This window comes from Cellulosimicrobium sp. KWT-B, from assembly GCF_002127155.1.
GTDB classification, from domain to species: domain Bacteria; phylum Actinomycetota; class Actinomycetes; order Actinomycetales; family Cellulomonadaceae; genus Cellulosimicrobium; species Cellulosimicrobium funkei.
The window spans coordinates 362398-387727 of record NZ_NEDO01000004.1 but is presented as its reverse complement, the minus strand read 5'-3'; the positions used below and the strand labels follow the sequence as shown (position 1 = coordinate 387727).

Here is a 25330-nt window from a genome sequence, read left to right as displayed (position 1 = left end):
CCGGTGCCCCCGGGTCCTCGACCCGGGGGCACCGGCGCGTCCAGGGGGCTCGGTGGGTGTTCAGGGGCTACCGAGCGGGGTGGTGCTGCCGCGGTCGGGCAGCGTGTACGGCGTCGCGATCGCCACGCCGAGCATGAGGACGGTGGCGGACACCGAGTAGAACGGGCTGAAGAGCAGGTCCCACGCGCACGAGAGCGCGAGGTAGAGCAGGAGCGCCGACGCCGCGTTGCGGCCGAGGTCGGCGAGGGTGCCGCGCCAGACGACGACGACGCACGCGACGGCGAACAGCATCCCGACGAGCCCGAACCGGATCCACTGGTCGCCGAGCACGGAGTGCACCTCGAAGCCGGACCCGAAGAGGTACTTCTCGACGTAGCCGTTGTTGGGGTCGTAGTTGAGGCGCGCCATCCCGGTCTTCGCGGTGAGCAGGTCCTCGAGGTTGGGCACGGCGCCCGCGCCATACCCCCAGGGCCGGGCCGCCACCAGCGCGGTCGCGGCGCCCATCTCGGGTCGCCCGCCCGTGAAGACGGAGCCCGACGTCTGGATCTGCATCTCCGTGCGCTGCTGCGCGTCCGCGCCCAGGTAGCCGTCGAGCACGAGGGTCTGCATCCCGAGGAAGACGACGAGCGCGAGCACGCCGAGCTGCGTCGCGACGCGCACCCCGCCGGACCGCACGCGCAGGCCGGTGCGCATCGCCTGCCAGGCGACGAGGAGGGCGACCATGAGCATCGTCGTCGCGGCCGAGCGCGAGTCGTTGACCGCGGAGACCCCGGCGAGCGCGAGGGCGGCGACGACCTGCAGCCCGCGCGACCGCGTGCTGAGGCACAGCGCGAGCACGAGCACGGTCACCGGCATGCCGAACGTGTACTTCCAGGGGTTGTCGGCGCCGCCGGTGCGCAGGGCGGCCGCGACGAGCGCGCCGACCCCGAAGAGGACGGCGACGGTCGAGGTCTCGAGGACGGCGCGGCACCACAGGAGCACCCCGGCGCCGAGGACGAGCGCCGAGAGCGTGATGAGGCCGTCGCGCAGGGCAAGCGACGACAGCACGCGGTCCGGGGCGGAGAGCTCGGTGAGCAGGACGCCGCTGAGCAGGGCGAGGACACCGAGCCCCACGAACCACCGGCCGGGCCGGGACCGGCGCACGACGGGGAGCCACACGGGGAGCAGCACGAGCCCGACGACGATCGCCGGGGTGATCCCCGCGACGATCGGGATCCAGGCGCCGCACGCGAGGGCGGCCGCGCCGGCCGCGATGCGCGTCGCGACGTCGGACACCCCCGGGAGGGGCTGCGCCGTCGGGACCGTCGTCGAAGGCCCGGTGCCGGGCTCGGCCCCGGCGCGCGCCGTCATCGCGTCGTCACCCGGTCGTCACGGCGTCGTGCGGCGGTCCGCGTCCTCGACGGCGCGTGGCGCCGCCGCGTCGTCGGCCGTCGCGGCGGGGCTGACGTCGGGGGACCCGGCCTCGCGCGAGAACGCGCCGGGGACGCCGACCCGGGAGTCGTTGACGTAGTAGGCGCTGCGCCCGCGCGGCTTGACGTCGTTGAGCACGATGCCGATGACGTCCGCCTCGCCCCGCTCGAACTTGTCGACCGTCTGGCGCAGCCGCGAGATGCGGGTCTTGCGGGCCCGCGCGACGACGAGCACGCCGTCCACGGCGCGCGAGAGCCAGAGCGGATCGCTCAGCGGGAGGATCGGCGCGGTGTCGATGACGACGTAGTCGTAGTGCGTCCGCAGGTCGCCGATCACGGCGACGAGCCGCTCGGAGGACAGCAGCACGCCGGGGTTCGCGGGCAGGACCCCGCTCGGCAGCACGAAGAGGTTGGGGCGCGTCCAGGGAAGCACGATGTCCTCCTGGGCCACGTCGCCGACGAGCAGGTTCGTCAGGCCGACCGACCCCTCCAGCCCGGTGACGCGCGCGATCGAGGGCCGGCGCAGGTCGGCGTCGACGAGGAGCACGCTGCTCCCGTCCTCGGCGAGCGAGAGCGCGAGGCTGATCGCGATCGAGCTCTTCCCCTCGCCCGCGTCGCCGGAGGAGACCATGAGCACGCGGCGGCCGTGGTCGACGTCGGCGAAGCGCACGTTGGCGACGAGCGTGCGGACGCTCTCGGACGGGCGGCTCCCCGGACCGGCGGCGACGACGGCGGGCAGCGACGTGCGCGACGGCACCTTGACCACCTCGCCGAGGAACGGCACGCCGAGCATCGACTGGATCGACGACGAGCTGACGACGCGGCGCGCGAGCAGCTCGCGCAGGACGGCGTACGTCACGCCGACGGCGAGCCCCGCGGCGAGGCCGACCATCATGAGCATGCGCGTGTTGGGCGCGATGGGGTTCACGGGCTGGCGCGCGGGGGCGATCGTCGTGATCCGCACGGCCGACGAGCGGTCGGCCAGCTGCGGCGACAGCTCGGGGACGGCCAGCGCGAGCTGGTCGCTGATCCCGTCGGCGATCTCGCGCGCGCGGTCCGGCGAGGTGTCGCTCACCGCGATCTCGATGACGACCGTGTTGAGCGGCGTGTTCACGCTGACGCTGCGGGCCAGGCGGGCGGGCGTGGTGTCGAGGCCCAGGTCCTCGATCACGGGTTCGAGCACGTACGGTGACTGCGCGAGCACCGCGTACGACGCGACGAGGTTCTGCACGTAGTTCGAGCCCTGCACGAGCTCGGCGGCGTTCTCGCCCTGCTCGGGGACGACCATCACGGACGCCGACGACTGGTACACCTTCGGTTCCGAGCGCGCGTAGCCGAACCCGGCGACCGCCCCCAGGACGGCGCACACGGCGACCACGACCCAGTGGCGCAGCACCGCGGTCACGTACTCGCGCAGCGTCATCTCTCGCCCTCCGCGGCCGGTCGGCACCGTCGGCGACGGGCCCTGCGTCCACCGTAGTCGGGCGCACCGGACGGTCGCCGCAGGTCGGGCGGGATTCACCCTCCCGCGACGGTCGGATCTCGTGGAGAAGGTCCTAAGATCGTGAATTCCGGGCAGCGGTCCGGCGCTCGGGCCTGCGGGCGACGCACCGGGAGCACGAGGAGGACGAGTGGGCCTCTGGCGTTCGGTGACCGGGACGGCCGGCGCCAAGGTCGCCGTGATGGGCCTGGCGGGGCTCCTCGGGATCGTCACCAGCCGCCTGATCATCGAGCACTTCGGCGTCGCGTCCTACGCCCAGTACGGGCTGCTCAACGGGCTGCGCAACCTCCTACCGTTCGCCGACCTGGGCATCGGCGCGGTCGTCATCAACGCCATCGCGGAGGCGTCGTCCCCGCGCGAGTCGGAGCGGGTCCACCGGACGCTGACGACGGCGCTTCGCGTCCTCACCGTCTCGGGCCTGACCATCGCCGCCGTGTGCGTGGCGATCCAGCTCCTCGGGTGGTGGCCCCTCCTGCTGGGCGACGGCCTCGTCGCGGGCGGGGACGTCGTCGCGACGCTGTGCCTCGTCGTGTTCGGGCTGTCGCTCCCGCTGGGGATCGGCATCCGGGTCCTCATCGGGCTCAAGCAGAACGTGCTCCAGACGTTCCTCCAGGGCATCGTGTCGCCGCTCTTCTTCGTCGGCGTCGTCGTGCTCGTCCTCGTCGGCAAGGGGCAGGGCGGCGACTACGTCGCCCTCGTCTCCTACGTCGCGGCCGGGCTCGCGTCGGCGATCACGGTGAGCGTCGCGGCGCGCCTGCTCGCGCCCCAGGTCGGCCGGGCGTTCCGCGACGTCCCGCGGCGCCGGGCGGTGCCCGGGGTGCCGGTGGCCGCGGTCGCGGTGCCGATGCTCGTGCAGTCCGTGGCGATGCCGGTCGCGATGCAGAGCGACCGGCTGCTCCTGTCCCACCTGTCCACGACCCAGGCGCTCGCGCAGTACACGTTCGCGACCCAGCTCTTCGGGCTCGTCATGCAGGCGATCATCGCGGCGGGCGTCAGCATGTGGCCCTACTTCGCGCAGGCGCGGGCGCGCGACGAGGTGATGAGCCCGTTCCGGATCTCCCTCGCGTTCCTCGCCGGGGGCGTGCTGCTGTCCACGGTGCTCGCGCTGTGCCTGCCGTTCCTCCAGGACGTGGTCGCCGACGGCAAGATCACCGTGCCGCTCGCGCTGGTCCTCGGCTACTGCGCGCTGGTCGCGGTCCAGGCGCTCAACTACCCGCCGGGCATGTACATGACCGACGAGCGCGGCCTGCGGTTCCAGGTCGTCCCCGTCCTGCTCATGACCGTGAGCAACGTGGCGCTCTCGTGGGTGCTCATCGAGCCGCTGGGCGCGGCCGGGCCGGTCGTCGGGTCGGCGGTCGCGATCCTCGTCTTCCAGGTGGTGCCGAACTCGATCTGGGTCGCCCGGGACCTGCGCGCCCGACGGCGGGCCGCGGCGGCGGGGCGCTCGGAGGAGGCCCCGGTGGCGGGGGCCTGACGCGCGCCCGCGCGCGGAACGATGTGGGTCCACGCGCGTAGTGTGGACGCCGGACCCGATCGCCCGCCCCGGTCGGGACCGTCGTCGTGCCCTCTCCTCGAAGGACCCCCATGAACCTCACCGGCATCCTGCCCGCGCTGCTCGCCGACCAGGCCGCGGCGGCCGCGGTCGAGCACGTGCGCGCCCGCGGCGAGGCCGACGTCGTCGGCCCGGCCGGCGTCCGCCCGCCGCTCCTCGCGGCGATGGCGGGGGCGCGCGCGACGGGGCCGGTCCCGGACGGCGACGCCCCGGCGTCAGGCGGCGGGGGCGGCCCGGCGTGGGCCGCGGGCTCGCGCCCGCTCGTCGTGGTGACCGCGACGGGGCGCGACGCGGACGAGCTGGCCGCGAGCGTGCGCGCCTACCTGCCGGACGAGCTGGGCGACGTCGTCGCGGTGCTGCCGAGCTGGGAGACGTTGCCGCACGAGCGCCTGAGCCCGCGCGCGGACACGGTCGCCAAGCGCATCGCGGTGTTCCGCCGCCTCGCGCACCCGGACCCGGAGGTCGGCCCGTCCGGTCCCGTCCGGGTGCTCGTCATGCCGGTCCGGGCGCTCCTGCAGCCCGTCGTGGACGGGCTGGGGGACCTCGAGCCGGTCGAGCTGCACGCGGGCACGACGGCGGACCTCACCGACGTCGCGGAGCGGCTCGTCGCGGCGGCGTACACGCGCGTGGACATGGTCGAGCGGCGCGGCGAGTTCGCGGTCCGCGGCGGCATCCTCGACATCTTCCCGCCCACGGAGGACCACCCGCTGCGCGTGGAGTTCTGGGGCGACGAGGTGTCGGAGATCCGCTGGTTCGCGGTCGCCGACCAGCGCAGCCTGGAGATCGCCGAGCACGGGCTGTGGGCGCCGCCGTGCCGCGAGATCCTGCTCACGGACTCGGTGCGGGCGCGCGCCGCCGCGCTGGTGGAGGACCTGCCGGGCGCGACCGAGATGCTGGACCGGCTCGCGGCGGGCGTCGCGGTCGAGGGCATGGAGTCCCTCGCGCCGGTGCTCGTGGACCGCATGGTCCCGGTGCTCGAGCTCGTGCCCGACGACGCGCTCCTCGTCGTCGACGACGCCGAGCGCGTGCGCCGTCGCGCGCACGACCTGGTGGCGACCACGGAGGAGTTCCTCGCCGCGGCCTGGACGGGCGCGGTGGCGGGCGGCAAGGCGCCGGTCGACCTGTCCGCGGCGTCGTTCGAGACGTTCTCCCAGGTGCGCGCGGTCGCGCAGCGCCGCGGCCTGGGCTGGTGGACGCTGTCGTCGTTCGCGCTCGACAACCCCGACCTCGACGTCCCGCCGGACGCCGACGGGAGCGCCGCTGCGGGCGCCGCCACGTCGAGCGGCGGCGCGGGCACGACGGCCGCCCACGTCGGCGAGAGCGCCGACGGCGTGCCGACCTTCACGCTCGGCGCGCGCGACGTCGAGTCCTACCGCGGCGACGTGGCGCGCGCGCTCGACGACGTGCGCGGCCTGCAGCACGCGGGCTGGCGGCTCGTGCTCACGACGGAGGGCCACGGGCCGGCCAAGCGCATGGTCGAGCAGCTCGGCGCGGCGGACACGCCCGCGCGCCTCGTGCCGCGGCTCGACGACGAGCCCGAGGGCGGCATCGTCCTCGTCACGCCGGCGATGGTCGGCAAGGGCTTCGTCGCGCCGGGGCTGCGGCTCGCCGTCTTCTCCGAGGCCGACCTCACGGGCCGGGCCGGCACGAGCACGCGCGACATGCGCAAGATGCCCAGCCGGCGTCGCAACGTCGTCGACCCGCTCCAGCTCAAGGCGGGCGACTTCGTGGTGCACGAGCAGCACGGCGTGGGCCGCTTCGTCGAGCTCGTCCAGCGGACGCTCGGCACGGGCGGCAACGCCGCGACGCGCGAGTACCTCGTGATCGAGTACGCGTCGAGCAAGCGCGGCCAGCCGGGCGACCGCCTGTTCGTGCCCATGGACCAGCTCGACCAGGTCACGAAGTACACGGGCGGCGAGGCGCCGAGCCTCAACAAGATGGGCGGGTCGGACTGGGCCAAGACGAAGTCCCGCGCGCGCAAGCACGTCAAGGAGATCGCGGGCGAGCTCATCCGCCTGTACTCGGCGCGCATGGCCACGCAGGGCCACGCGTTCGGCCCGGACACCCCGTGGCAGCGCGAGCTGGAGGACGCGTTCGCGTACGTCGAGACGCCCGACCAGCTCGCGACGATCGACGAGGTCAAGGCCGACATGGAGAAGACGGTCCCGATGGACCGGCTCGTGTGCGGCGACGTCGGCTACGGCAAGACGGAGATCGCGATCCGCGCGGCGTTCAAGGCGGTCCAGGACGGCAAGCAGGTCGCGGTGCTCGTGCCCACGACGCTGCTCGTGCAGCAGCACCTCGAGACGTTCTCCGAGCGGTACGCGGGCTTCCCGGTGACGGTCAAGGCGCTGTCGCGCTTCCAGACTCCCAAGGAGTCCGAGGAGGTCGTGGACGGGCTGGCCAAGGGGACGGTGGACGTCGTCATCGGCACCCACCGCCTCATCACGGGCAGCGTGCGGTTCAAGGACCTGGGCCTCGTCATCATCGACGAGGAGCAGCGCTTCGGCGTCGAGCACAAGGAGACGCTCAAGCAGCTGCGGACCAACGTGGACGTGCTCGCCATGTCCGCGACCCCGATCCCGCGCACGCTCGAGATGGCCGTCACGGGCATCCGCGAGATGTCGACCCTCGCGACCCCGCCGGAGGAGCGGCACCCCGTCCTCACGTACGTCGGGGCGTACGAGGAGAAGCAGATCGCCGCGGCGCTGCGCCGCGAGCTCCTGCGCGAGGGCCAGGTGTTCTACGTGCACAACAAGGTCGAGACGATCGAGCGCACCGCGGCGCGGCTGCGCGAGCTCGTCCCCGAGGCCCGCGTGGGCGTCGCGCACGGCAAGATGAACGAGCACCAGCTCGACCAGGTGATCCGGGCGTTCTGGGAGAAGGAGCTCGACGTCCTCGTCTGCACGACGATCATCGAGACGGGCCTCGACATCTCCAACGCGAACACGCTCATCCTCGAGCGCGCCGACATGCTCGGCCTGTCCCAGCTCCACCAGCTCCGCGGCCGCGTGGGCCGCGGGCGCGAGCGCGCGTACGCGTACTTCCTGTACCCGCCCGAGCGACCCCTCACCGAGACCGCGCACGACCGCCTCGCCACGATCGCGGCCCACACCGACCTCGGCGCGGGCATGCAGGTCGCGATGAAGGACCTCGAGATCCGCGGCGCGGGCAACCTGCTCGGCGGGGAGCAGTCCGGCCACATCGCGGGCGTCGGGTTCGACCTGTACGTGCGCATGGTGGGGGAGGCCGTCGCGAACTACCGCGGCGACGGGCCCGAGGAGCAGCCGGAGGTCTCGATCGAGCTCCCGGTCGACGCGCACCTGCCGGAGTCCTACATCGCGACCGAGCGCCTGCGGCTCGAGGCGTACAAGAAGATCGCCGCCGCGGCCGACGCGCCGGAGCTCGCCGAGGTGCGGGCCGAGCTCGTCGACCGCTACGGCGCGCTCCCGGACGTCGCGTCCGCGCTGTTCGACGTCGCGGACTTCCGCAACCACGCCCGCCGGGCGGGGCTCACGGACGTCACGGCGCAGGGCAAGTTCATCCGGTTCGCGCCGGTCGACCTCCCCGAGTCGGCGCAGCTGCGGCTCAAGCGTCTCTACCCGGGCACGCTGCTCAAGCCCGCGATCCGCGCGATCCTCGTCCCGTACCCGACGACGGCGCGCATCGGCGGCCGCCCGCTGCGCGGTGCGGAGGTCCTCGGGTGGGCGCGCCAGCTCATCGACGCCGTGGTGCTCGGCGAGGTGAGCGCGGCCGCGACGGTGGGGACGTCGTCGGCCCGCTGACGCGCGGTCAGCGCAGGCGCCAGCTCCGCCGGCCGCCGTGCCGGGGGGAGCTGCTGCCGCCGCGCCCGGTGGGGTCGGTGCCGTCGCCGCCGCCGGGGAACGGCGGCGTGCGCGCGCCCCGCTCGGTGAGGGTGGGGGACCACTCGAGGCGCCGGGCGGCGGGCGGGTGCACGACGCGGGCGACCGCCGCGACCGCGGTGTCGATCGTCGTGAACGCCTGCCGGTAGGCCCGCTCGGAGCGGCCGTGCGGGTCCGGGATGTCGAGGGGCGTGCGCGGGGTGATCGTCCGGACGCGCTGGGCGCTCGCGATCTCCGGGAGGCGGGCGATGCGGTCGGCGTCGCTCTCGTCCGGGTCGACGGGCAGGTCGATCGCCGAGAGCAGCGCGGCGAGCTCCAGGAGCGTGTAGGTGCGTCGGACGGCCTGGGGGACGAGGGTGACGACGGCGGCCCGCTGGGCCCGGGACATCGTGAGGACGAGGTCCGCCTGCTCGATCATCGCCGCCGTGAGCTGCCGCCCGGTGTGCGTCGACGCCTCCAGGCCGCGTGCCGTCAGCAGCCGCGCCATCGGCTCGTCGAGCGGTGCTCCCTCGAGCGCGTGCGTCCCGGCGCTCGACACCGTGACGCTCGTGTCGCTGCGGATGCTCAGCAGCCGCTCGGCGGTGGGGGAGCGGCAGACGTTCCCGGTGCACACGGTGAGGACCTGGGACGGCATGACTGAGGTCGGCACTCCCTCCGGTGCGCGGGGACGTCGTCCGGAAAGGCGACCGACCGAAGGTAGCACGCAGCGATCGGGCCCCTGCCGGGCGGGCGGGCGGGTGCGCTCCCACGCGCTCGTCGAGCCCACAATTCACCCGGTGGGCCGCCTTCTTCACCCTCGCAGGGCGTGGTTGCGGGTCTCCTCCCGGTCCTAGCCTGGACGCGGCCCCCTCGCCGTGCGGGGCGCGCGGCCGAGGACGGGAGGACGGGCATGAAGGTCGGGTACGCCCCCGGTGCGTGGGACCTGTTCCACGTCGGGCACCTCAACGTCCTCCGGCACGCCCGCAGCGAGTGCGACTACCTCGTCGCAGGCGTCGTGGACGACGACATGCTCGAGCTCGCGAAGGGCCGGCGCCCGGTCGTCCCCGTCACGGAGCGCGCGGAGATCGTCCGCCACGTCCGGTTCGTCGACGAGGTGTTCGTCGAGACCCAGCCCGACAAGCTCGAGACCTGGCGGCAGCGCCCGTTCGACGTGTTCTTCAAGGGCGACGACTGGCGCGGCACCCCGAAGGGCGCCGAGCTGGAGCGTCGCTTCGCCGAGGTGGGCGTCGAGGTCGTCTACTTCCCCTACACGGTGCACACGTCGAGCACGGCGCTGCGGCGCGCGCTGACGCTGCTGGAGCCGACGGCCGGGCTCACGGTCGAGGGCTGAGCCCTCCCGCGGTCAGCTCTTGCGGCCGTCGAGGAAGTAGGCGATGGGCCCGACCCAGTTGACGAGGAGCGCGAGGCCCCACGCGAGCTTGGTCCCGTTCACCTGCTCCGCCGGCCGACGTACGAGGTCCCGGTACGCCGCGGCGGTGAGCGTGACCTGGGCGGCTCCCACGACCCCGACGGCGATCCGCTGACCCTTCGTCAGGTCCTTCCACCGGCGCTTGGTTCCCATGGCGTCTCCTCTCGGTTCGTCCTCCGACGCTATGCCGTCCGGGCCGCCGCCGCACCGGCACGACCCGACCGCACGACCCGTCGACACAGGTCGTGACAGCCCGCGCCGGTCTCTGTAAGGTTGCAGCAACATCCGGAAACATCCTGCAAAGCCGCAGGTGCCGGTCGCGCCCGCCACCCCGGGGCGCTCGTCATCACCGCGTGGCCCGTCCGTGCTCGACGCCGAGCGTGGGGCGGCCGCATCCTCGAAGGAGCTGCAATGACGCGCACCACCGACCTCGCCGGACCCCCGGCGCCCACCCCCGTCCCCGCAGGACGCCCCGCCCGCCCACGCGGCGGCCGCCTGCGCCGCGTCCTCGCGGCGGGCGCCTCGGCGGCCCTCGCGCTGACCGCGGCGCTGGCCGCGGTCCCGGTCGCCGCACCCGCCGCGGCCGCGCCGCCCGTGCCGACGCCCGTCGTCGACTCCCCGAACGGCCGGGGCGACGTGATCCTCAACCTCTTCCAGTGGACGTGGGACTCCGTGGCCGCCGAGTGCACGAGCACCATCGGCTCGGCCGGGTTCGGCTACGTCCAGGTCTCGCCGCCGCAGGAGCACATCCAGGGCACGGCCTGGTGGACGTCCTACCAGCCCGTCAGCTACAAGCTCGAGTCCAAGCTCGGCACGCGGGCCGAGTTCCAGCGCATGGTGAGCACGTGCAAGGCGGCGGGCGTGGGCGTGATCGTCGACGCGGTCGTCAACCACACGGCGGGCGCCGACACCGGGTCCGGCACCGGGACCGGCGGGACGAGCTACTCCGTGGACAGCTTCCCCGGCGTCCCGTACGGGCCGAACGACTTCAACGACTGCCGGTCGAACATCAGCAACTACGGCGACCGGTACAACGTCCAGAACTGCCGCCTCGTCTCGCTCCAGGACCTGCGGACGGGCTCCGACTACGTGCGCGGCAAGATCGCGGGCTACCTCAACGACCTCCTGTCGCTCGGCGTCTCGGGCTTCCGCATCGACGCCGCGAAGCACATCCCGGCCGCGGACCTCGCGGCGATCAAGGCGCGGCTCACGAACCCGAACGTCTTCTGGGTGCACGAGGTCATCGGCGCGAGCGGCGAGCCGATCCAGCCCTCGGAGTACCTCGGTTCCGGCGACTCGCACGAGTTCTTCTACGCGCGCGAGCTCAAGTCCCGGTTCGACGGCCAGATCAAGGACCTGCGCACCATCGGCGACAACAAGCTCCCCTCCGACCGGGCGGGCGTCTTCGTCGACAACCACGACACCGAGCGCAACGGCGAGACGATGAACTACAAGTGGGGCGCAAAGTACCGGCTCGCCAACGCGTTCATGCTCTCGTGGCCCTACGGTGCGCCGAGCGTCTACTCGGGCTACACGTGGAGCGACAAGGACGCGGGTGCGCCCGGCGCGTCGGCCACCTCCGTGCCCGACGCGAGCTGTGCCGGCAGCGCGTGGGTCTGCACGCAGCGCTGGACCGAGATCGCGGGCATGGTCGGCTTCCACAACGCGGTCGCCGGGACCCCGGTGACGGGCTGGTGGGACGACGGGAACAACCACATCGCCTACGGGCGGGGCGCCAAGGGCTACGTGACGATCAACAACTCCGCGAACGCCGTGACGCGCACCTACCAGACCTCGCTCCCCGCCGGGACGTACTGCGACGTCGTGGCATCGAAGGACTGCTCGAGGACCGTCTCCGTCTCCGGCTCGGGCACCTTCACGGCGACGGTGCCCGCGTACGGGGCGCTCGCGCTCCACGTCGGGGCGCGCGGCGACGGCGGCACCGGGGGCCCCGGGCCCGTCGACCCGGCCGGCACGACGACCGTCTACTACGCGACCGACAAGGGCTGGAACGCGTACAACGTCCACTACAAGGTCGGCACGGGCGCCTGGACCGCCGTCCCCGGGGTCCCGATGACGGCGGCCTGCACGGGCTGGGTCTCGCGGCAGATCACCCTGCCCAGCGGGGCGACGGGCGCGGCCGCGACCGTCACCGCCGCCTTCACGAACGGCTCGGGCGCCTGGGACAGCAACGGCGGCAAGGACTACTCCCTGTCCGGCGCCGCGGTCGCCGTCTCCGGCGGGACGGTCACGGCGGGCAACCCGTGCGACGGCGGCGGGTCGCCGGGCGGGCCGGTCGAAGGGCAGGGCGACGCGTCGTTCTCCGTCACCGCGACCACCACGTGGGGCCAGACGGTCCACGTCGTCGGCAGCATCCCGGCGCTCGGCTCCTGGGCGCCCGCGAACGGCGTCCCGCTGTCGTCGTCGGCCTACCCGGTGTGGACCGCGCGCGTCGACCTCCCGGCCGGCACGACCTTCCAGTACAAGTACGTCAAGCGCGACGGCGGCGGGAACGTCGTCTGGGAGAGCGGCGGCAACCGCACGGCGACGGTCGGCGCCGACGGCTCCGTGACGCTGTCGGACACCTGGCGGTCGTAGCGCTTCCGCCATCCCCACCACGCGGTCGTGGCCCGGCCCGGGCCACGACCGCGTGCTCGACCGGCAGCGACGGCACGCTCGACCGGCGGCGACCGCGTGCCGCCCGGCGAACCTACGATGAGGCGGTGACCGCCCCCGAGCCCTCGGCCGCCCCGGATCAGCACGAGCCCGCGCACGACCGCGCGCCCCACGCCGCGACCGACCCGCTGCGCGACGTGGTCGCCGTCATGGACCGCCTCTACTCCCCGGGCGGGTGCCCGTGGGACCGCGAGCAGACGCACGTCTCGCTCGTGCGGTACCTCCTCGAGGAGGCGCACGAGCTCGCCGACGCCATCGAGACCGACGACCGCGCCGGGATGCGCGAGGAGCTCGGCGACCTGCTCCTGCAGGTGCTGTTCCACGCGCGCATCGCGAGCGAGGAGCCGGACCCGTTCACCGTCGACGACGTCGCCGCCGACCTCGCGGCGAAGCTCGTGCGGCGCCACCCGCACGTGTTCGCGGACGCCGACGCGACCGACCTGCACGGGCAGTGGGACGCGATCAAGAAGGCGGAGAAGCAGCGCTCGTCGGTGCTCGAGGGCATCTCGCACACGCAGGGGGCGCTCGCCCGCGCGCAGAAGGTCCTGTCCCGGGCCGGGCGCGGCGGCCTCGGCGACGTCGTCGGCGCGGCGCTCGCGGCACCGTCGGGCACCGGGCCGGGTGCGGCCGGCGAGGACGGCGCCGGCCCGACGCCGGACGAGCGGCTCGGACGCGAGCTGCTCGCGCTCGTGGCCCGCGCGGAGGCCGACGGGCTCGACGCGGAGGCCGCGCTGCGGGGCGAGCTGCGGCGCGTCGAGGCGCGGATCGTCGCGGCCGAGACGTCGGCAGGGGCGCCCGCGGAGCCCGGCCCGGCGGCGCAGGGCTGAGACGGGACGTTCGTCCCGATCGTCGACGCGCAGGTCCCCGACCCGGGGCCCACGGACCGGACGCAGCGGCGCAGGTCACAACCGGGCACTAGGCTGTGGTCGTAAACCCACCATCGTCGCGGGCGCGCACGCGGCGTCCCGGGTTTCCCTGCCCGGGTCCGCCACCACCGTTCGAAGCGCCCGCAGCCCTGCCCCGAAGGAGCACCTGTGGCCAGCATCGAAGCCGTTGGAGCGCGCGAGATCCTCGACTCCCGCGGAAACCCGACCGTCGAGGTCGAGGTCGTCCTGGACGACGGGACGTTCGCCCGCGCCGGAGTGCCCTCGGGCGCGTCGACCGGTGCGTTCGAGGCCGTCGAGCGTCGTGACGGCGACAAGTCCCGCTACCTGGGCAAGGGCGTCGAGGGCGCGGTGAACTCCGTGATCGACGACATCGCCCCGGAGCTCATCGGCTTCGAGGCCGAGGACCAGCGCCTCATCGACGCCGCCCTCATCGACCTCGACGGCACCCCGAACAAGGGCAAGCTCGGCGCGAACGCCATCCTCGGCGTCTCGCTCGCCGTCGCGAAGGCCGCCGCGAAGAGCGCGGGCCTCGACCTGTACCGCTACGTCGGCGGCCCGAACGCGCACGTCCTGCCCGTGCCGATGATGAACATCCTCAACGGCGGGTCGCACGCGGACTCGAACGTGGACATCCAGGAGTTCATGGTCGCCCCGATCGGCGCGTCCTCGTTCCGCGAGGCGCTGCGCACCGGCGCCGAGGTCTACCACGCGCTGAAGTCCGTGCTCAAGGAGAAGGGCCTGGCCACCGGCCTCGGCGACGAGGGCGGCTTCGCGCCGAACCTCGCGAGCAACCGCGAGGCGCTCGACCTCATCCTCGTCGCGATCGAGAAGGCCGGCTTCGCGCCGGGCACCGACGTGACGCTCGCGCTCGACGTCGCGTCGACCGAGTTCTTCAAGGACGGCGCGTACCAGTTCGAGGGTGGCGCGAAGACGCCGGCCGAGATGATCGCCTACTACGAGCAGCTGGTGCGCGACTACCCGCTGGTCTCCATCGAGGACCCGCTGTCGGAGGACGAGTGGGACAGCTGGTCGCAGCTCGTCGCCGAGGTCGGCGACCGGGTGCAGATCGTCGGCGACGACCTGTTCGTCACCAACCCGGAGCGTCTCGCGAAGGGCATCGAGCTCAAGGCGGCGAACTCGCTCCTCGTGAAGCTCAACCAGATCGGCACGCTCACCGAGACGCTCGACGCCGTCGAGCTCGCGCAGCGCAACGGCTTCACCGCGATGGTGTCGCACCGCTCGGGCGAGACCGAGGACACGACGATCGCGGACCTGTCCGTCGCGACGAACGCCGGCCAGATCAAGACGGGCGCCCCCGCCCGCGGCGAGCGCATCAACAAGTACAACCAGCTCCTGCGCATCGAGGAGGCGCTGGACGACGCCGCCCGCTACGCCGGCCGTGGCGCGTTCCCGCGCTGGACGGTGCAGGGCTGACCTGCGGCTGACCGTCGGTCGCGCACGACCCCGCCGGGGTGACCCGGCACCCGGAGCCCGGAGGGCCGCTCGTCGGCCCGCCGGGCTCCGGCGCGTCCGGCGGGTGAAGAAGTCGTGTCGATCGCCTCACGTTCGCGGGCGCACCGCGCGTGCTCCCGGCGCGCCGCGTCTCGCGGCAGCACAATCGGGGCATGCCGTCCTCGCGCCGTCCCCCGCGCCCCGGTGCCCCCGCGCGGCCGGGCTCCGGGCCCGCGCGCGGCACGTCCGGGACGAAGCCCACGAAGCGCTCCGCGTCGTCGGGGTCCGCGAGCCCGCGCCCGGCGTCCACGGGCGCCCCGCGGACGGCGTCGGGCTCCTCGGCGAAGTCCCCGGGAGGCGGCTCGACCGCCCGGACCCCGTCGTCGTCCGGAGCGCGCCGCCCCGCCGCCCGACCGAGCAGCGCGACGTCGACGCGACGTGCCGCCGGCCCGGCGCCCGAGGACCGGCGTCGGAGCCGCTACGGCTTCCTCCTGCCCGAGGTGGTGACCGTCCGGACCCTGGTCCTGTCCGTCGTCGTGCTCCTCGCCGCGGTGCTCCTGCTGCCGACGCTGCGCGCGTACGTCAACCAGACGGGGGAGCTGCGCGAGCTGCGCGCCAGCCTCGAGCAGGCGCAGGCCGAGCACACCGAGCTCGAGGCCGAGCTCGCCCGGTGGGACGACCAGGCCTACGTCGAGCGCGAGGCGCGGGACCGGCTGAACTTCGTCATGCCGGGGGAGCGGCCGTGGCGCGTGCTCGACCCGGAGACGGTGGTCGACGACACCGACCCGCAGACCGGGCGGACGATCACGGACGGGCCCGTCCGGGGGTACGAGGAGGGCACGCCCTGGTACGAGGCCATCTGGGAGTCGGTGCAGGTCGCGGGCGGTCCGCGCACGCCCGCCGGCGACGACGCGGGGACGTCCGACGGGACCGCGCCCGCGGGCGAGGAACCGGCCGGCGACGAGGACGCTCCGCCGAGCGGGGAGAATGGGTGAGGCGTCGTCCCGACGCCGCCGACCGACCCGAAGGAAGTCCCGTGCCCGACGCCCGCCTGGCCATCCCCGCCGACGACCCGGACGCCGTCGTCTCCGAGCGCGACCTCGAGACGCTCGCGGAGCAGCTCGGGCGCACGCCGCGCGGTGTCGTCGGCATCGCCGCGCGGTGCGCGTGCGGGCGCCCGCTCGTCGTCCGCACGGCGCCGCGGCTCGAGAACGGCACGCCGTTCCCCACGACCTTCTACCTCACGAGCCCGGGCGCGGTCGCGGCCGCGTCGACGCTCGAGGCGAACGGCGTCATGAAGGAGATGTCGGAGCGGCTCACCGAGGACGAGGAGCTCGCCGCCGCCTACCGGCGCGCGCACGAGCACTACCTCGCGCAGCGCGAGGCGCTCGGCCATGTCGAGGAGATCGACGGCATCTCGGCGGGCGGGATGCCCACGCGCGTGAAGTGCCTGCACGTCCTCGTGGGCCACGCGCTCGCGGCCGGGCCGGGCGTCAACCCGCTGGGCGACGAGGCGCTCGAGCGCGTGCGCGACGTGTGGCGCCCCGACCGCTGCACCTGCTGACCGCGTGGCACGCTTGGACGCATGACCTCTGGCTCCACCTCTCCGCTCACCCGGGACCCGGGCGCGACCGCCGCGCCGGCCACCTCGCCCGCCCCCGTCCCGCCCGGCGCCTCGCGCGTGGCGGCGATCGACTGCGGCACCAACTCGATCCGCCTCCTCGTCGCCGACGTCGACCCGCAGGCCGGGACCCTCGTCGACCTGGACCGCCGCATGGAGGTCGTCCGGCTCGGCCAGGGCGTCGACCGCACGGGTCGGCTCGCCCCCGAGGCGCTCGCGCGCACGCTCGACGCCGCGCGCCGCTACGCGCAGGTGATCGCCGACCTGGGCGCGACGCGGACGCGCTTCGTCGCGACGTCGGCCACGCGGGACGCCGAGAACCGTGACGAGTTCGTCGCGGGCGTCCTCGACGCGCTCGGCGTCGAGCCCGAGGTCGTCTCGGGCGAGGAGGAGGCCGCGCTGTCGTTCCGCGGGGCGACGTCGACCGTCGCGGCCGTGCGCCCCGGCCCCTACGTCGTGGTGGACCTCGGCGGCGGCTCGACGGAGCTCGTGCTCGGCACGACGACGCCCGACGCCGCGTACTCGATGGACGTGGGGTGCGTGCGCATGACGGAGCGGCACCTGCGCTCCGACCCGCCGACCCCCGAGGAGGAGGCGGCGGCCCGTGCCGACGTGCGGGCCGCGCTCGACGACGCTGCCCGCGTGGTGCCGCTCGGGCGGGCCGCGACGCTCGTCGGGCTCGCCGGGTCCGTCACGACGGTCACGGCCCACGCGCTCGGCCTCGCCCGGTACGACCGCGACCGGATCAACGGGTCCGTGCTGCCGGTCGACACCGTGCTCGCGGCGTGCGACGACCTGCTGCACCGCACGCGCGCCGAGCGCACCGCGCTGGGGTTCATGCACCCCGGGCGGGTCGACGTCATCGGCGCGGGCGCGCTCGTGTGGTCGGAGGTCGTGCGCCGCGTGCGCGACGACGTCGCCGCCGCGGGCGGGTCGCTCACCGAGGTCGTGACGAGCGAGCACGACATCCTCGACGGCATCGCCTGGTCGCTCGCCTGACCCCGGGCCGCCCCGGCGGCCCTTCCCGCCCGACCGCCGAGCCCGGCGTCGCGCGGCACCGGACCCCGGTGCCCGCGGCCCGGGCTCCGGCGTGTCCGGGCGAGGGGCGTGTCGTGTGCCCGGTACTGCGCATCGCGCGGTAGTGTGCATCCCGTGATCCCGGTGGCCGAGCACCGGGACGGACCGGGGCCACGCCCGACGGAGGGACGGATGGACACCACGCAGCTGCTCAAGGGGGTGCTCGACGCGGCGGTGCTCGCCGCGGTCGAGGCCGAGGACGGGTACGGGTACGACGTCGTGCGGCGCCTGCGCGCGGCGGGGCTCGAGGACGTGGGGGACGCGTCCGTGTACGGGACGCTGCGACGCCTGTACGCGGGCGGGGCGCTGACCACCTACGTCGTGCCGTCCGACGCCGGGCCGCACCGCAAGTACTACGGGATCAACCCGCAGGGCCGGGCCATGCTCGACCTGCACCGCAAGGAGTGGCAGACGTTCGCGGGCACCGTGTCCGCGCTGCTGCGGACCGGAGAGGTGGCCGCCTGATGAGCACGACGACCCCCGCGCAGCCGCCCGCCGGCGCGCCCGTCGGGCGGGCCTTCTACGGGCACGTCCACGCCTACGCCCAGCAGGTGCGCGCGCACCTCGCCGACCTGCGCCCCGACCAGGTCGAGGAGCTCGCCGACGGGCTCGAGGCCGACCTCGCCGAGGCCGTCGTCGACGCGCCCGGCGCGCTCCCGCGCCGAGCTCCCGCTTCGGCGTCGTCCGACGGCGCTCCGGCCGGCACGGCCGGCACGGCCGGCACGGAGGCGCTCGACGACACGGGCCTCGACCTCGTCGCGTTCTTCGGTCCGCCCGCCGAGTACGCCGCCGAGCTGCGCACCGCGGCCGGCCTGCCTCCCGCCGCCCCGGACGGCGTGCGCGGCCCGCGCCCTGGGCTGCGCCGTCGGCTGTCCGGGCTCGGCGAGATGCTCGCGGCGGACTGGCGCGCGGGGTGGAAGCCCGTCACCACGTCGCCGCAGTGGGCCTCGACGGCCGAGTTCCTGCGCGCCCTCACGCCCGCGTGGTGGATCCTGCGCGGCTGGGTCGTGGCGACGCTCCTGCTCGCCCTGGTCGCGGGATACCAGGTGGCCGTGCTCCCGCCGGACCTGTCCGCGCGCGTCGTCGTGCTGCTCGCGGTCGTCGTGAGCGTGCAGTGGGGCCGGGGCCGGTGGCTGCCCACCCGGGGGCTGCGGAAGGTCGGCCGACCCCTGTCGGTCGCCGCGGCCGTCGCGGCCGTGCCCGCCGTCCTCGTCGCCGCCTCGGCGAGCGCGTCGAGCCCGTACGCGTGGGACCGCGGCTACGAGCAGGGTCGCAGCGACGCGAGCAGCGGCCTGGTGAGCAGCGTGTCGTTCGGGAGCGGGGACTCCCCGGGCACGGCGGGCGTGTGGGTCGACGGCGCGCAGGTGTCCAACCTCTTCGTCTACGACGCGGCGGGCGAGCCGCTCCGCGACGTCCAGGTCTTCGACGACCGTGGCCGCCAGGTCCGCACGATCACCGAGGAGGGTGCCTCCGGGGCGTGGGCGGTGCCCGACGTCGAGGGCACGTGGTACTTCCAGCCCGCCCTGGCGACGGACGGGCGCGAGCGGTGGAACGTCTACCCGCTGCGCGCGGTCGCCGAGGAGGACGTCGAGTACCCCGAGGGCGACGGCCGCCCCGTCCCGGCGACGGGGACGCGCACGCGCGACATGCCGTGGCCGTTCCTCCAGGCACCGACCGCGGTGCCGTCGAGCGTGGGGACGGGGGAGACGTCGTCGGGCACGGGCGGCACCAGCGACGCGCCGGCCGACGAGCCGGCCGAGGGCGATCCGGCGCCGTCGCAGGAGGCCCCCGCGACCCCGCCCGCGGGCGGGGTGCCGCCCGCACCGACCGGCCCGACGCCCGTCGTGGGCGCGATCGGCTGACCGGCAGGCCCGGGGTGGTGCGCCGACGGCGGACGGCGGCGCCCCACCCCGGTCCCGGGCCCTGCGGAATGTCGCCTGTGCCCGCGTGTGCCCGCCTCTGCCCCCGTCCGTCCGCGCGGCGTGGGGCGCGTCACGCCCGTCAGGCGGACGCTCCGGCTCGCCTGTGCCGCAACCGGTAATACTCTGGAACCATGCCTCAGAATGACCTGACCTCGGTCAGCCGTGCCCAGACCGCTTCGCCGCGGCCCCGCAAGGTGCCCCGCGTCGTCGTCCTCGGCGGCGGCTCCGTGGGTCTGTACGCCGCCCGCCGGCTGCGCAAGAAGCTCGGTCGCCGCGAGGCGGCGATCGTCGTCGTCGACCCGCGCCCGTACATGACGTACGCGCCGTTCCTCCCCGAGGCGGCCGCGGGCTCGATCGACGGCCGCGACGTCGTCGCGCCGCACCGCCGTGCGCTCAAGGGCGTCGACGTGCTCCAGGGCAAGGTCGTCTCGATCGACCACACCGACCGCCGTGTGACGATCCACCCGGAGGAGGGCGACGACTACTCGGTCACGTACGACCACCTGATCGTCGGCCTCGGCTCGGTGTCGCGCACGCTGCCCATCCCGGGCCTGGCGGAGAACGCGATCGGCTTCAAGAACGTGGAGGAGGCCATCGCGGTCCGCAACCACGTGCTCAACCGCATGGACGTCGCGTCGTCCACGTGGGACGAGAAGCTGCGTCGCCGCATGCTCACGTTCACGTTCGTCGGCGGCGGGTTCGCGGGCATCGAGGCGCTGGCCGAGATCGAGGACATGGCCCGCTACGCGACGCGCAACTACGCGACGATCGAGGAGAAGGACCTCCGCTTCGTCATGATCGAGGGCGCGGGCCGCATCCTGCCCGAGCTCAGCGAGCCCATGGCGCAGTACGCGCTCGACGAGCTGAAGAAGCGCGGCATCGAGTTCCACCTCAGCACGTTCCTGTCGTCGTGCGTGGACGGCCACGTCGTCACCTCGACCGGGGTCGAGTTCGACTCCGACACGATCGTGTGGACCGCGGGCGTCAAGGCGAACCCGGTCCTCAAGGAGTCGTCCGACCTCCCGGTCGACAAGCTGGGCCGCATCACCGTGCTGCCGACGCTCCAGGTCGCGGACGCCGACGGCAACGTCGTGCCGAACGCGTGGGCCGCGGGCGACTGCGCCGCCGTCCCGGACGTGCTGAACCCGGGCAAGTTCTGCCCGCCGAACGCGCAGCACGCCATCCGCGAGGCCACGCGCCTCGCCGACAACCTCGCGCTCGAGCTGCACAGCGAGCCGCCGGTCGAGTACCGCCACAAGAGCGTCGGTACGGTCGCGTCGCTCGGCCTGTACAAGGGCGTCGCGGAGCTGTTCGGCGTGTTCAAGCTCCGCGGGACGCTCGCGTGGCTCATGCACCGCAGCTACCACGTCATGGCGATGCCGACGGGCAACCGCAAGATCCGCATCTTCATCGGCTGGATCGGCCAGTTCCTCATGGGTCGCGAGCTCGTGTCGCTCGGCTCGCTGCACGACCCGCGCGCGGAGTTCCGCGCCGCGTCCGTCCCGCCCAAGAAGGACGGCGACCCGGTCAAGCAGACCGCGCAGGGCTCGGCGGCCGCGGCGGAGTCCGGTGCGGGCACCGTCGACGCCGACGACCGGACGCCGGCGGCGAAGGCCTCCTGAGGTCGCGGCCGGGCCCCGGCCCGGCCGTCGTGCCCGACGACGAGGGGCGAGCCGCGCGTGCGGCTCGCCCCTCGTCGCGTCCGGGTCCCGAGCGGGCGGCCGTCGTGCCGACGGGCCCGGAGAGCGCCGCGCGCGCGGTAGATTCGGCCCGCGCCCCCATGGCCCAACTGGCAGAGGCGGCCGGCTTAAACCCGGCGTGTTCCGGGTTCGAGTCCCGGTGGGGGCACCGTGCCGACGGGCGGTCGGCTCCGAGGCGCCAGGGCTCCCCGGGCTAGGACAGCCCCGTCGGGCCCTCCGGCTCGGCCGGGGGAGCGGCCTCCTGGCCGAGGATCACGACGGTGCCGTCCGGGTCCTGCACGCGCGCGACGCGCTCGCCCCACGGCTGGTCCGCGGGCGGCTCCAGGACGGGCACGCCCGCTGCCGCGAGGTGCTCGACGGCGCGGTCGCAGTCGTCGACGTACACCCACAGCACGACGCGGGTGTCCGCCGGAGGCGGGTCGCCCTGCCCGAGCCCGAGTGGTGACCCGCCCACGCGCACGCTCACGTAGACGGGCGGGCCGTCGTCGGGGAACGCGTACTCGACCGTCCCGCGCAGCAGGTCGCGGTAGAAGCCGAGGGACCGGTCGAGGTCGGCCACGGTGAGGACGGGGAAGAGGCTGCGGAACACGGTCGCTCCTCGGTGCGCTCGGCGGGTCCTCCCATCGTGCGCCTCGTGCCCCGGGCGCGCGCTCCGTGCCCGGGCCGCCGCGCCTCAGCGCGCGAGCAGCTCCTCGGTCGTGGTGCCGGGGACGGACAGCGTCACGCGCGTGCCCCACGGGTCGTGCACGACGACGGAGCGGCCGTCGTCCGCGTGCTCCAGCCCGCGGGCGCGGAGGCGCGCGACGAGCGCGTCGAGGTCCTCACGGCCCGGCACGGTGACGGCGACGTCGCCGAGCCCGAGGCTCGCGGCGCGGGGCCCGGCGCCCGCGCTGTTCCACACGTTCATCGCGACGTGGTGGTGGTACCCGCCCGCGGACGCGAAGAGCGCCCCGCTGTACCCGGTGAGCGTCGCCTCGAAGCCGACGGCGTCGACGTAGAAGGCGTGGGCGGTCGCGACGTCGCCGACCTGCAGGTGCACGTGGCCGACGCGGCCCGCGAGCGAGGGGCCGGCGTCGAACGTCTCCTGGTCGAGGTGCGTGCGCAGGTAGGCGTTCGGGTCGAGGAACGTCGTCGTCATGAGGATCTGACCGTGCTCGCGCACCCACGTCTCGCGGGGGCGGTCGGTGTAGAGCTCGACGCCGTTGCCCTCGGGGTCGGTGAAGTAGAACGCCTCGCTGACGAGGTGGTCGCTCGACCCGACGAAGGTGCCGCGGCGGTCCTGCGCGGCGCGGTAGACGGTCGCGGCGAGGCTCGGGCCGTCGTCGAACAGGAAGGCCGTGTGGAACAGGCCGGCCTGGCGCGGGTCGACGGGCGGGAGCCCGGGGGTGTGCACGAGGCGCAGCATGGGTGTGCGGCCGCGGCCCAGCACACGGTGCACCTCCGCGCCGCGCGACCGCTCCTCGAGCGGGGCGAGGGCGAACGCGCCCGTGTAGTACGAGGTCATGAGCTCGAGGTCGCCCACGCGCAGCGTGACGGCGTCCATGCTCGTGGACGGGGACAGGAGGCGGTCGGTCGGCGCGCCCGGCGTGCTCGTGGTCATGTCTTCTCCAACTTGTTGTCGCTACAACTATATTCCCACACCGTGGCGAGGGCTCCCGCACCGGCGCCGTCCTTGCTAGGGTCGGCGCGAACCACGCGGGGCGTCCCGCCCGGGCCACGGCCCGGGCCGAGGGACTGAGACGAGCGGTACGGCCGCCCGGACCCGTCGAACCTGATCTCGCTAGCACGAGCGGAGGAACGTGGGCATGACGACGCCTGCTGCCATCACCCTGAACCCTGTCCTCGCGGACGACCCGACCGCGCTCGTCCGGCAGGAGGAGACCGGCTTCACCGCCGACCTCGCCCGCCGGTACGCGGACCTCTTCGAGACGTTCTACGACCACCCCTTCCTGGCCGGGCTGCGCGACGGCTCCGTCGAGCCCGCCGCGGTCCGCCACTACGTGGGCCAGGACCACCAGTACCTCACGGCCTACCTGCGCTGCTACGGCCTCGGCATGGCCCTCGCGCCCGACCGGTCGTGGGCGGCCTACTTCCACGACAAGGCCGGCTTCCTCCTCGACGACGAGTCGCACGCGCACCACGCGATGTGCGACTTCCTCGGCGTGACGTACGAGGAGGCGCAGACGCACCGCCTCGCGCCGAGCGCGCAGGCCTACGTCGACCACATGACGGCGGCCGGCCGCGACTCGCTCGGCGTGCTGCTCGCCGCGCTGCTGCCGTGCCCGTGGACCTACATCTGGTCCGCGCGGCGCTTCTGGCTCGGCGAGCGCGCGACGACGCCCGGCGCCCTCGGCGACGACCACCCGCTCGCGGGCTGGTGGCAGTTCTACGCGGCCGAGCGCACCGAGGACGTCCTCACGGACCTGCGCGCACGCCTCGACGCGCTCGCCGCGGACGCGGGCGAGGCGGAGCGCGCGCGCATGGAGCGCGCGTTCGAGCTGAGCTGCCGCCACGAGATCCGCTTCTGGCAGATGGCCTGGTCGCTCGAGCGCTGGTGACCCGTCCGGCCGGGCGCGCGGCCGGCGTCGCGTCGTGCGCCCGGCCTTACGCCAGCAGCAGATACCCACCCGGGCGCCTCGGCACCCGGGTGGGCCGCGGGTAGCGTGAACGCATGGACGCGACGAGCGCGGTGCCGGGCACGCTGCCGGACGTGGTGCCGGACGTGGTGCCGGACGGGGTGACGCCGAGCCCCCGCTCCCGGGCGGGCGGACGGGCGGAGCCCCTCCTGCGCCACGTCATCGGGGGGATCCTGCGGCGGGCGCGGCTCGCGCAGGGGCGCACGCTCGTCGACGTCGCGGCCGACGCGCGCGTCTCCACCGCCTACCTGTCCGAGGTGGAGCGCGGGCGCAAGGAGGCGTCGTCCGAGGTCCTCGCCGCCGTGTGCGGCGCCCTCGGCCTGCGGCTCGTCGACCTCGTCGCCCGCACGGGCGAGGAGCTCCGGCCGCTCGCGCCCGTCCGCGTGCTGTCCTCCGCGCGAGAGCGCGGTGCCCTCTCCGCGCCACGGCACGTCGCCCCGGTGGGCGAGCCCGTGCGGGACCTCCCCGTCGCCGAGACGCTCCGGCGTCCGACGGCGCGCGCCGGCGACGTCCTGCTCCTCGCGGCCTGAGCGGCGGTCCCGTCGCACCGCGTGTCGTGCGGGGGCCGGGCGCCGTGCGCGCCGCTACCGTCGGTCCATGACGGAGCCGCAGACCGCGCACGGCACGGCAGCCCAGGACGTCCCGGCCCTCCAGGACCTCGTCGACGACGCCGCGTTCCTCTCCCACGAGCACCAGCTCCACCTGACGGACCTCCACGGCGACGACGCCTGGGCCGCCGACCTGACCACCGGGGTCTTCACCTTCACCGCGCCCGACGGCGGGACCGCGACGTGCCGCCTCCAGTTCCTCGGCACGGCCGCGCCCGGACCGGGCACGTGGATGTGGGCGTGGCAGAACGTCAACGGCTTCCCCGACGCCGTGCTCACCGCCGCCGAGAGCACGCGCCGGACCGGGCTGCGCGAGGCCGCCGAGCCGGAGCTCCCGCTGGCCGACGACCTCGCCCACCGGCTCGCGCTCGCGGCCAAGGCCGTGACCGGCACGTTCGCCCACTACAGCGCCCCCGTCGGCGGCGGCACGCGGGCGTGGTTCCTCCTGGACGACGCCGACCTCGCCCTGGCCGCCCCGAGCGTGCCGCGCGTCGTGCGGACGCTGAGCGAGGGGCTGCTGTCCGTCACGGTCGTCGACCACCGGCGCGCCGTCGCGTCCTACGCGAGCGCACGTGGCCTGCCGGCCGTCGAGGACGGGACCGGCGCCGTCGTGCTGGACGTGCCCGACGGCACCGTGACCGTGCGGTTCGACGAGCGCGGGCGGATCGCGGGCATCTCCGCGTCGTCCCGACGGACCGCCGCGCCCGAGGCCGCCGCGCCCCTGGCCGCCGCGCCCGAGGCCACGGCGGCGGAGCCCGAGGCCGCAGCGGCGGAGCCCGAGGCCGCGGCGTCGGAGCCGGCCACGGCAGACCCTGCCGCCTCGGCGCCGAGGGCGCCCGCGCTCACCGTCCCGGAGCCGCCGGCGGAGGAGCCGGCCGCGCCAGAGCCTGCGCCCGCGGAGCACGAGCCCGCCGAGCCCGAGCCGTCGACCGCGGAGACGACGACCCCCGAGCCGCGCCGCCGGTCGTGGTTCCGACGACGCGGCTGACGACGCCCGGGTCGCCTCCGCGGTCGGGCG

Annotated in this window: 21 protein-coding genes, 1 tRNA gene and 1 riboswitch; of the genes, 16 read left to right on the top strand and 6 right to left on the bottom strand. The window is 74.8% G+C overall.

Annotated elements, in window-relative coordinates:
* Window positions 1-60: 60 nt before the first annotated feature.
* Both B9L22_RS14475 and B9L22_RS14470 read right to left on the bottom strand, forming a co-directional pair.
* Window positions 61-1350: a hypothetical protein gene (locus tag B9L22_RS14475; protein ID WP_086150894.1), complete on the bottom strand. Its 1290-nt coding sequence runs from the start codon at window positions 1348-1350 to the stop codon at window positions 61-63.
* An 18-nt stretch (window positions 1351-1368) separates the two neighbouring features.
* Window positions 1369-2832 (bottom strand): polysaccharide biosynthesis tyrosine autokinase, encoded by a 1464-nt coding sequence (locus B9L22_RS14470; protein WP_085387461.1) that lies wholly within the window; start codon window positions 2830-2832, stop codon window positions 1369-1371.
* Between the two features lie 208 nt (window positions 2833-3040).
* Between B9L22_RS14470 and B9L22_RS14465 the strand changes: the two genes are divergently transcribed.
* Window positions 3041-4384, top strand: a complete 1344-nt coding sequence (locus B9L22_RS14465) for an oligosaccharide flippase family protein (protein WP_233140153.1) — start codon at window positions 3041-3043, stop codon at window positions 4382-4384.
* 110 nt (window positions 4385-4494) lie between these two features.
* Window positions 4495-8247: a transcription-repair coupling factor gene (mfd, locus tag B9L22_RS14460; RefSeq protein ID WP_086150891.1), complete on the top strand. Its 3753-nt coding sequence runs from the start codon at window positions 4495-4497 to the stop codon at window positions 8245-8247.
* A 7-nt stretch (window positions 8248-8254) separates the two neighbouring features.
* On the opposite strand, the gene B9L22_RS14455 is transcribed toward mfd, so the two are convergent.
* Complete coding sequence (locus B9L22_RS14455) at window positions 8255-8959, bottom strand: hypothetical protein (protein WP_086150890.1); 705 nt, start codon at window positions 8957-8959, stop codon at window positions 8255-8257.
* A 255-nt stretch (window positions 8960-9214) separates the two neighbouring features.
* Here B9L22_RS14455 and B9L22_RS14450 point away from each other — a divergent pair, with 255 nt between their 5' ends.
* Entirely contained in the window at window positions 9215-9655 is a 441-nt protein-coding gene (locus tag B9L22_RS14450; protein WP_021483197.1) for an adenylyltransferase/cytidyltransferase family protein, read from the top strand.
* A 12-nt stretch (window positions 9656-9667) separates the two neighbouring features.
* On the opposite strand, the gene B9L22_RS14445 is transcribed toward B9L22_RS14450, so the two are convergent.
* Complete coding sequence (locus B9L22_RS14445; protein WP_021483198.1) at window positions 9668-9886, bottom strand: PLD nuclease N-terminal domain-containing protein; 219 nt, start codon at window positions 9884-9886, stop codon at window positions 9668-9670.
* Between the two features lie 258 nt (window positions 9887-10144).
* Here B9L22_RS14445 and B9L22_RS14440 point away from each other — a divergent pair, with 258 nt between their 5' ends.
* The 10 genes from B9L22_RS14440 (at window position 10145) to B9L22_RS14395 (ending at window position 21216) form a co-directional block, all read left to right on the top strand.
* The gene (locus B9L22_RS14440; RefSeq protein WP_086150889.1) at window positions 10145-12331 is read left to right on the top strand and encodes a carbohydrate-binding module family 20 domain-containing protein; all 2187 of its coding nucleotides are present in this window, start codon (window positions 10145-10147) and stop codon (window positions 12329-12331) included.
* A gap of 125 nt (window positions 12332-12456) precedes the next feature.
* The gene (locus B9L22_RS14435) at window positions 12457-13236 is read left to right on the top strand and encodes a MazG family protein (RefSeq protein WP_233140152.1); all 780 of its coding nucleotides are present in this window, start codon (window positions 12457-12459) and stop codon (window positions 13234-13236) included.
* Between the two features lie 207 nt (window positions 13237-13443).
* Window positions 13444-14730 (top strand): phosphopyruvate hydratase, encoded by a 1287-nt coding sequence (eno, locus tag B9L22_RS14430; protein ID WP_021483383.1) that lies wholly within the window; start codon window positions 13444-13446, stop codon window positions 14728-14730.
* A gap of 191 nt (window positions 14731-14921) precedes the next feature.
* Window positions 14922-15743 carry a septum formation initiator family protein gene (locus B9L22_RS20545; RefSeq protein ID WP_233140151.1) on the top strand — a complete coding sequence of 274 codons (822 nt, stop codon included), beginning with the start codon at window positions 14922-14924 and terminating at the stop codon, window positions 15741-15743.
* 41 nt (window positions 15744-15784) lie between these two features.
* A complete protein-coding gene (locus B9L22_RS14420) occupies window positions 15785-16312 on the top strand; it encodes a DUF501 domain-containing protein (RefSeq protein ID WP_233140149.1) in 528 nt (175 codons plus the stop codon).
* 21 nt (window positions 16313-16333) lie between these two features.
* Window positions 16334-17368, top strand: coding sequence for a Ppx/GppA phosphatase family protein (locus tag B9L22_RS14415; protein ID WP_086150888.1), 1035 nt, complete (start codon window positions 16334-16336; stop codon window positions 17366-17368).
* Window positions 17369-17578: 210 nt separating this feature from the next.
* Window positions 17579-17911: a PadR family transcriptional regulator gene (locus B9L22_RS14410; RefSeq protein WP_034651541.1), complete on the top strand. Its 333-nt coding sequence runs from the start codon at window positions 17579-17581 to the stop codon at window positions 17909-17911.
* Entirely contained in the window at window positions 17911-19308 is a 1398-nt protein-coding gene (locus B9L22_RS14405) for a hypothetical protein (protein WP_086150887.1), read from the top strand. The genes B9L22_RS14410 and B9L22_RS14405 overlap by 1 nt, the downstream gene beginning before the upstream one ends.
* Window positions 19309-19499: 191 nt before the next feature.
* Window positions 19500-20990, top strand: a complete 1491-nt coding sequence (locus tag B9L22_RS14400) for an NAD(P)/FAD-dependent oxidoreductase (RefSeq protein WP_043656236.1) — start codon at window positions 19500-19502, stop codon at window positions 20988-20990.
* Between the two features lie 152 nt (window positions 20991-21142).
* A tRNA-Leu gene (locus tag B9L22_RS14395) sits at window positions 21143-21216 on the top strand.
* A 45-nt stretch (window positions 21217-21261) separates the two neighbouring features.
* Here B9L22_RS14395 and B9L22_RS14390 read toward each other — a convergent pair.
* Window positions 21262-21657 carry a glyoxalase/bleomycin resistance/extradiol dioxygenase family protein gene (locus B9L22_RS14390; protein WP_076406322.1) on the bottom strand — a complete coding sequence of 132 codons (396 nt, stop codon included), beginning with the start codon at window positions 21655-21657 and terminating at the stop codon, window positions 21262-21264.
* Between the two features lie 84 nt (window positions 21658-21741).
* Window positions 21742-22668 carry a VOC family protein gene (locus B9L22_RS14385; protein ID WP_061268676.1) on the bottom strand — a complete coding sequence of 309 codons (927 nt, stop codon included), beginning with the start codon at window positions 22666-22668 and terminating at the stop codon, window positions 21742-21744.
* Between the two features lie 86 nt (window positions 22669-22754).
* Window positions 22755-22883: riboswitch (TPP riboswitch) on the top strand.
* Here B9L22_RS14385 and B9L22_RS14380 point away from each other — a divergent pair.
* From B9L22_RS14380 to B9L22_RS14370, 3 genes are all read left to right on the top strand, one after another.
* Window positions 22874-23626 carry a TenA family protein gene (locus B9L22_RS14380; protein ID WP_086150886.1) on the top strand — a complete coding sequence of 251 codons (753 nt, stop codon included), beginning with the start codon at window positions 22874-22876 and terminating at the stop codon, window positions 23624-23626. (Overlaps the previous riboswitch by 10 nt.)
* Before the next feature lie 113 nt (window positions 23627-23739).
* Window positions 23740-24234: a helix-turn-helix transcriptional regulator gene (locus tag B9L22_RS20700; RefSeq protein WP_086150885.1), complete on the top strand. Its 495-nt coding sequence runs from the start codon at window positions 23740-23742 to the stop codon at window positions 24232-24234.
* 67 nt (window positions 24235-24301) lie between these two features.
* Entirely contained in the window at window positions 24302-25300 is a 999-nt protein-coding gene (locus tag B9L22_RS14370) for a DUF6882 domain-containing protein (protein WP_086150884.1), read from the top strand.
* Window positions 25301-25330: the final 30 nt, after the last annotated feature.

Coding starts and splice junctions, on each gene's coding strand:
- B9L22_RS14475 (WP_086150894.1), bottom strand. CDS start 1,350: ATGACGGCGCGCGCCGGGGCCGAGCCCGGCACCGGGCCTTCGACGACG.
- B9L22_RS14470 (WP_085387461.1), bottom strand. CDS start 2,832: ATGACGCTGCGCGAGTACGTGACCGCGGTGCTGCGCCACTGGGTCGTG.
- mfd (WP_086150891.1), top strand. CDS start 4,495: ATGAACCTCACCGGCATCCTGCCCGCGCTGCTCGCCGACCAGGCCGCG.
- B9L22_RS14455 (WP_086150890.1), bottom strand. CDS start 8,959: ATGCCGTCCCAGGTCCTCACCGTGTGCACCGGGAACGTCTGCCGCTCC.
- B9L22_RS14450 (WP_021483197.1), top strand. CDS start 9,215: ATGAAGGTCGGGTACGCCCCCGGTGCGTGGGACCTGTTCCACGTCGGG.
- B9L22_RS14445 (WP_021483198.1), bottom strand. CDS start 9,886: ATGGGAACCAAGCGCCGGTGGAAGGACCTGACGAAGGGTCAGCGGATC.
- B9L22_RS14440 (WP_086150889.1), top strand. CDS start 10,145: ATGACGCGCACCACCGACCTCGCCGGACCCCCGGCGCCCACCCCCGTC.
- B9L22_RS20545 (WP_233140151.1), top strand. CDS start 14,922: ATGCCGTCCTCGCGCCGTCCCCCGCGCCCCGGTGCCCCCGCGCGGCCG.
- B9L22_RS14415 (WP_086150888.1), top strand. CDS start 16,334: ATGACCTCTGGCTCCACCTCTCCGCTCACCCGGGACCCGGGCGCGACC.
- B9L22_RS14410 (WP_034651541.1), top strand. CDS start 17,579: ATGGACACCACGCAGCTGCTCAAGGGGGTGCTCGACGCGGCGGTGCTC.
- B9L22_RS14405 (WP_086150887.1), top strand. CDS start 17,911: ATGAGCACGACGACCCCCGCGCAGCCGCCCGCCGGCGCGCCCGTCGGG.
- B9L22_RS14400 (WP_043656236.1), top strand. CDS start 19,500: ATGCCTCAGAATGACCTGACCTCGGTCAGCCGTGCCCAGACCGCTTCG.
- B9L22_RS14385 (WP_061268676.1), bottom strand. CDS start 22,668: ATGACCACGAGCACGCCGGGCGCGCCGACCGACCGCCTCCTGTCCCCG.
- B9L22_RS14380 (WP_086150886.1), top strand. CDS start 22,874: ATGACGACGCCTGCTGCCATCACCCTGAACCCTGTCCTCGCGGACGAC.
- B9L22_RS20700 (WP_086150885.1), top strand. CDS start 23,740: ATGGACGCGACGAGCGCGGTGCCGGGCACGCTGCCGGACGTGGTGCCG.
- B9L22_RS14370 (WP_086150884.1), top strand. CDS start 24,302: ATGACGGAGCCGCAGACCGCGCACGGCACGGCAGCCCAGGACGTCCCG.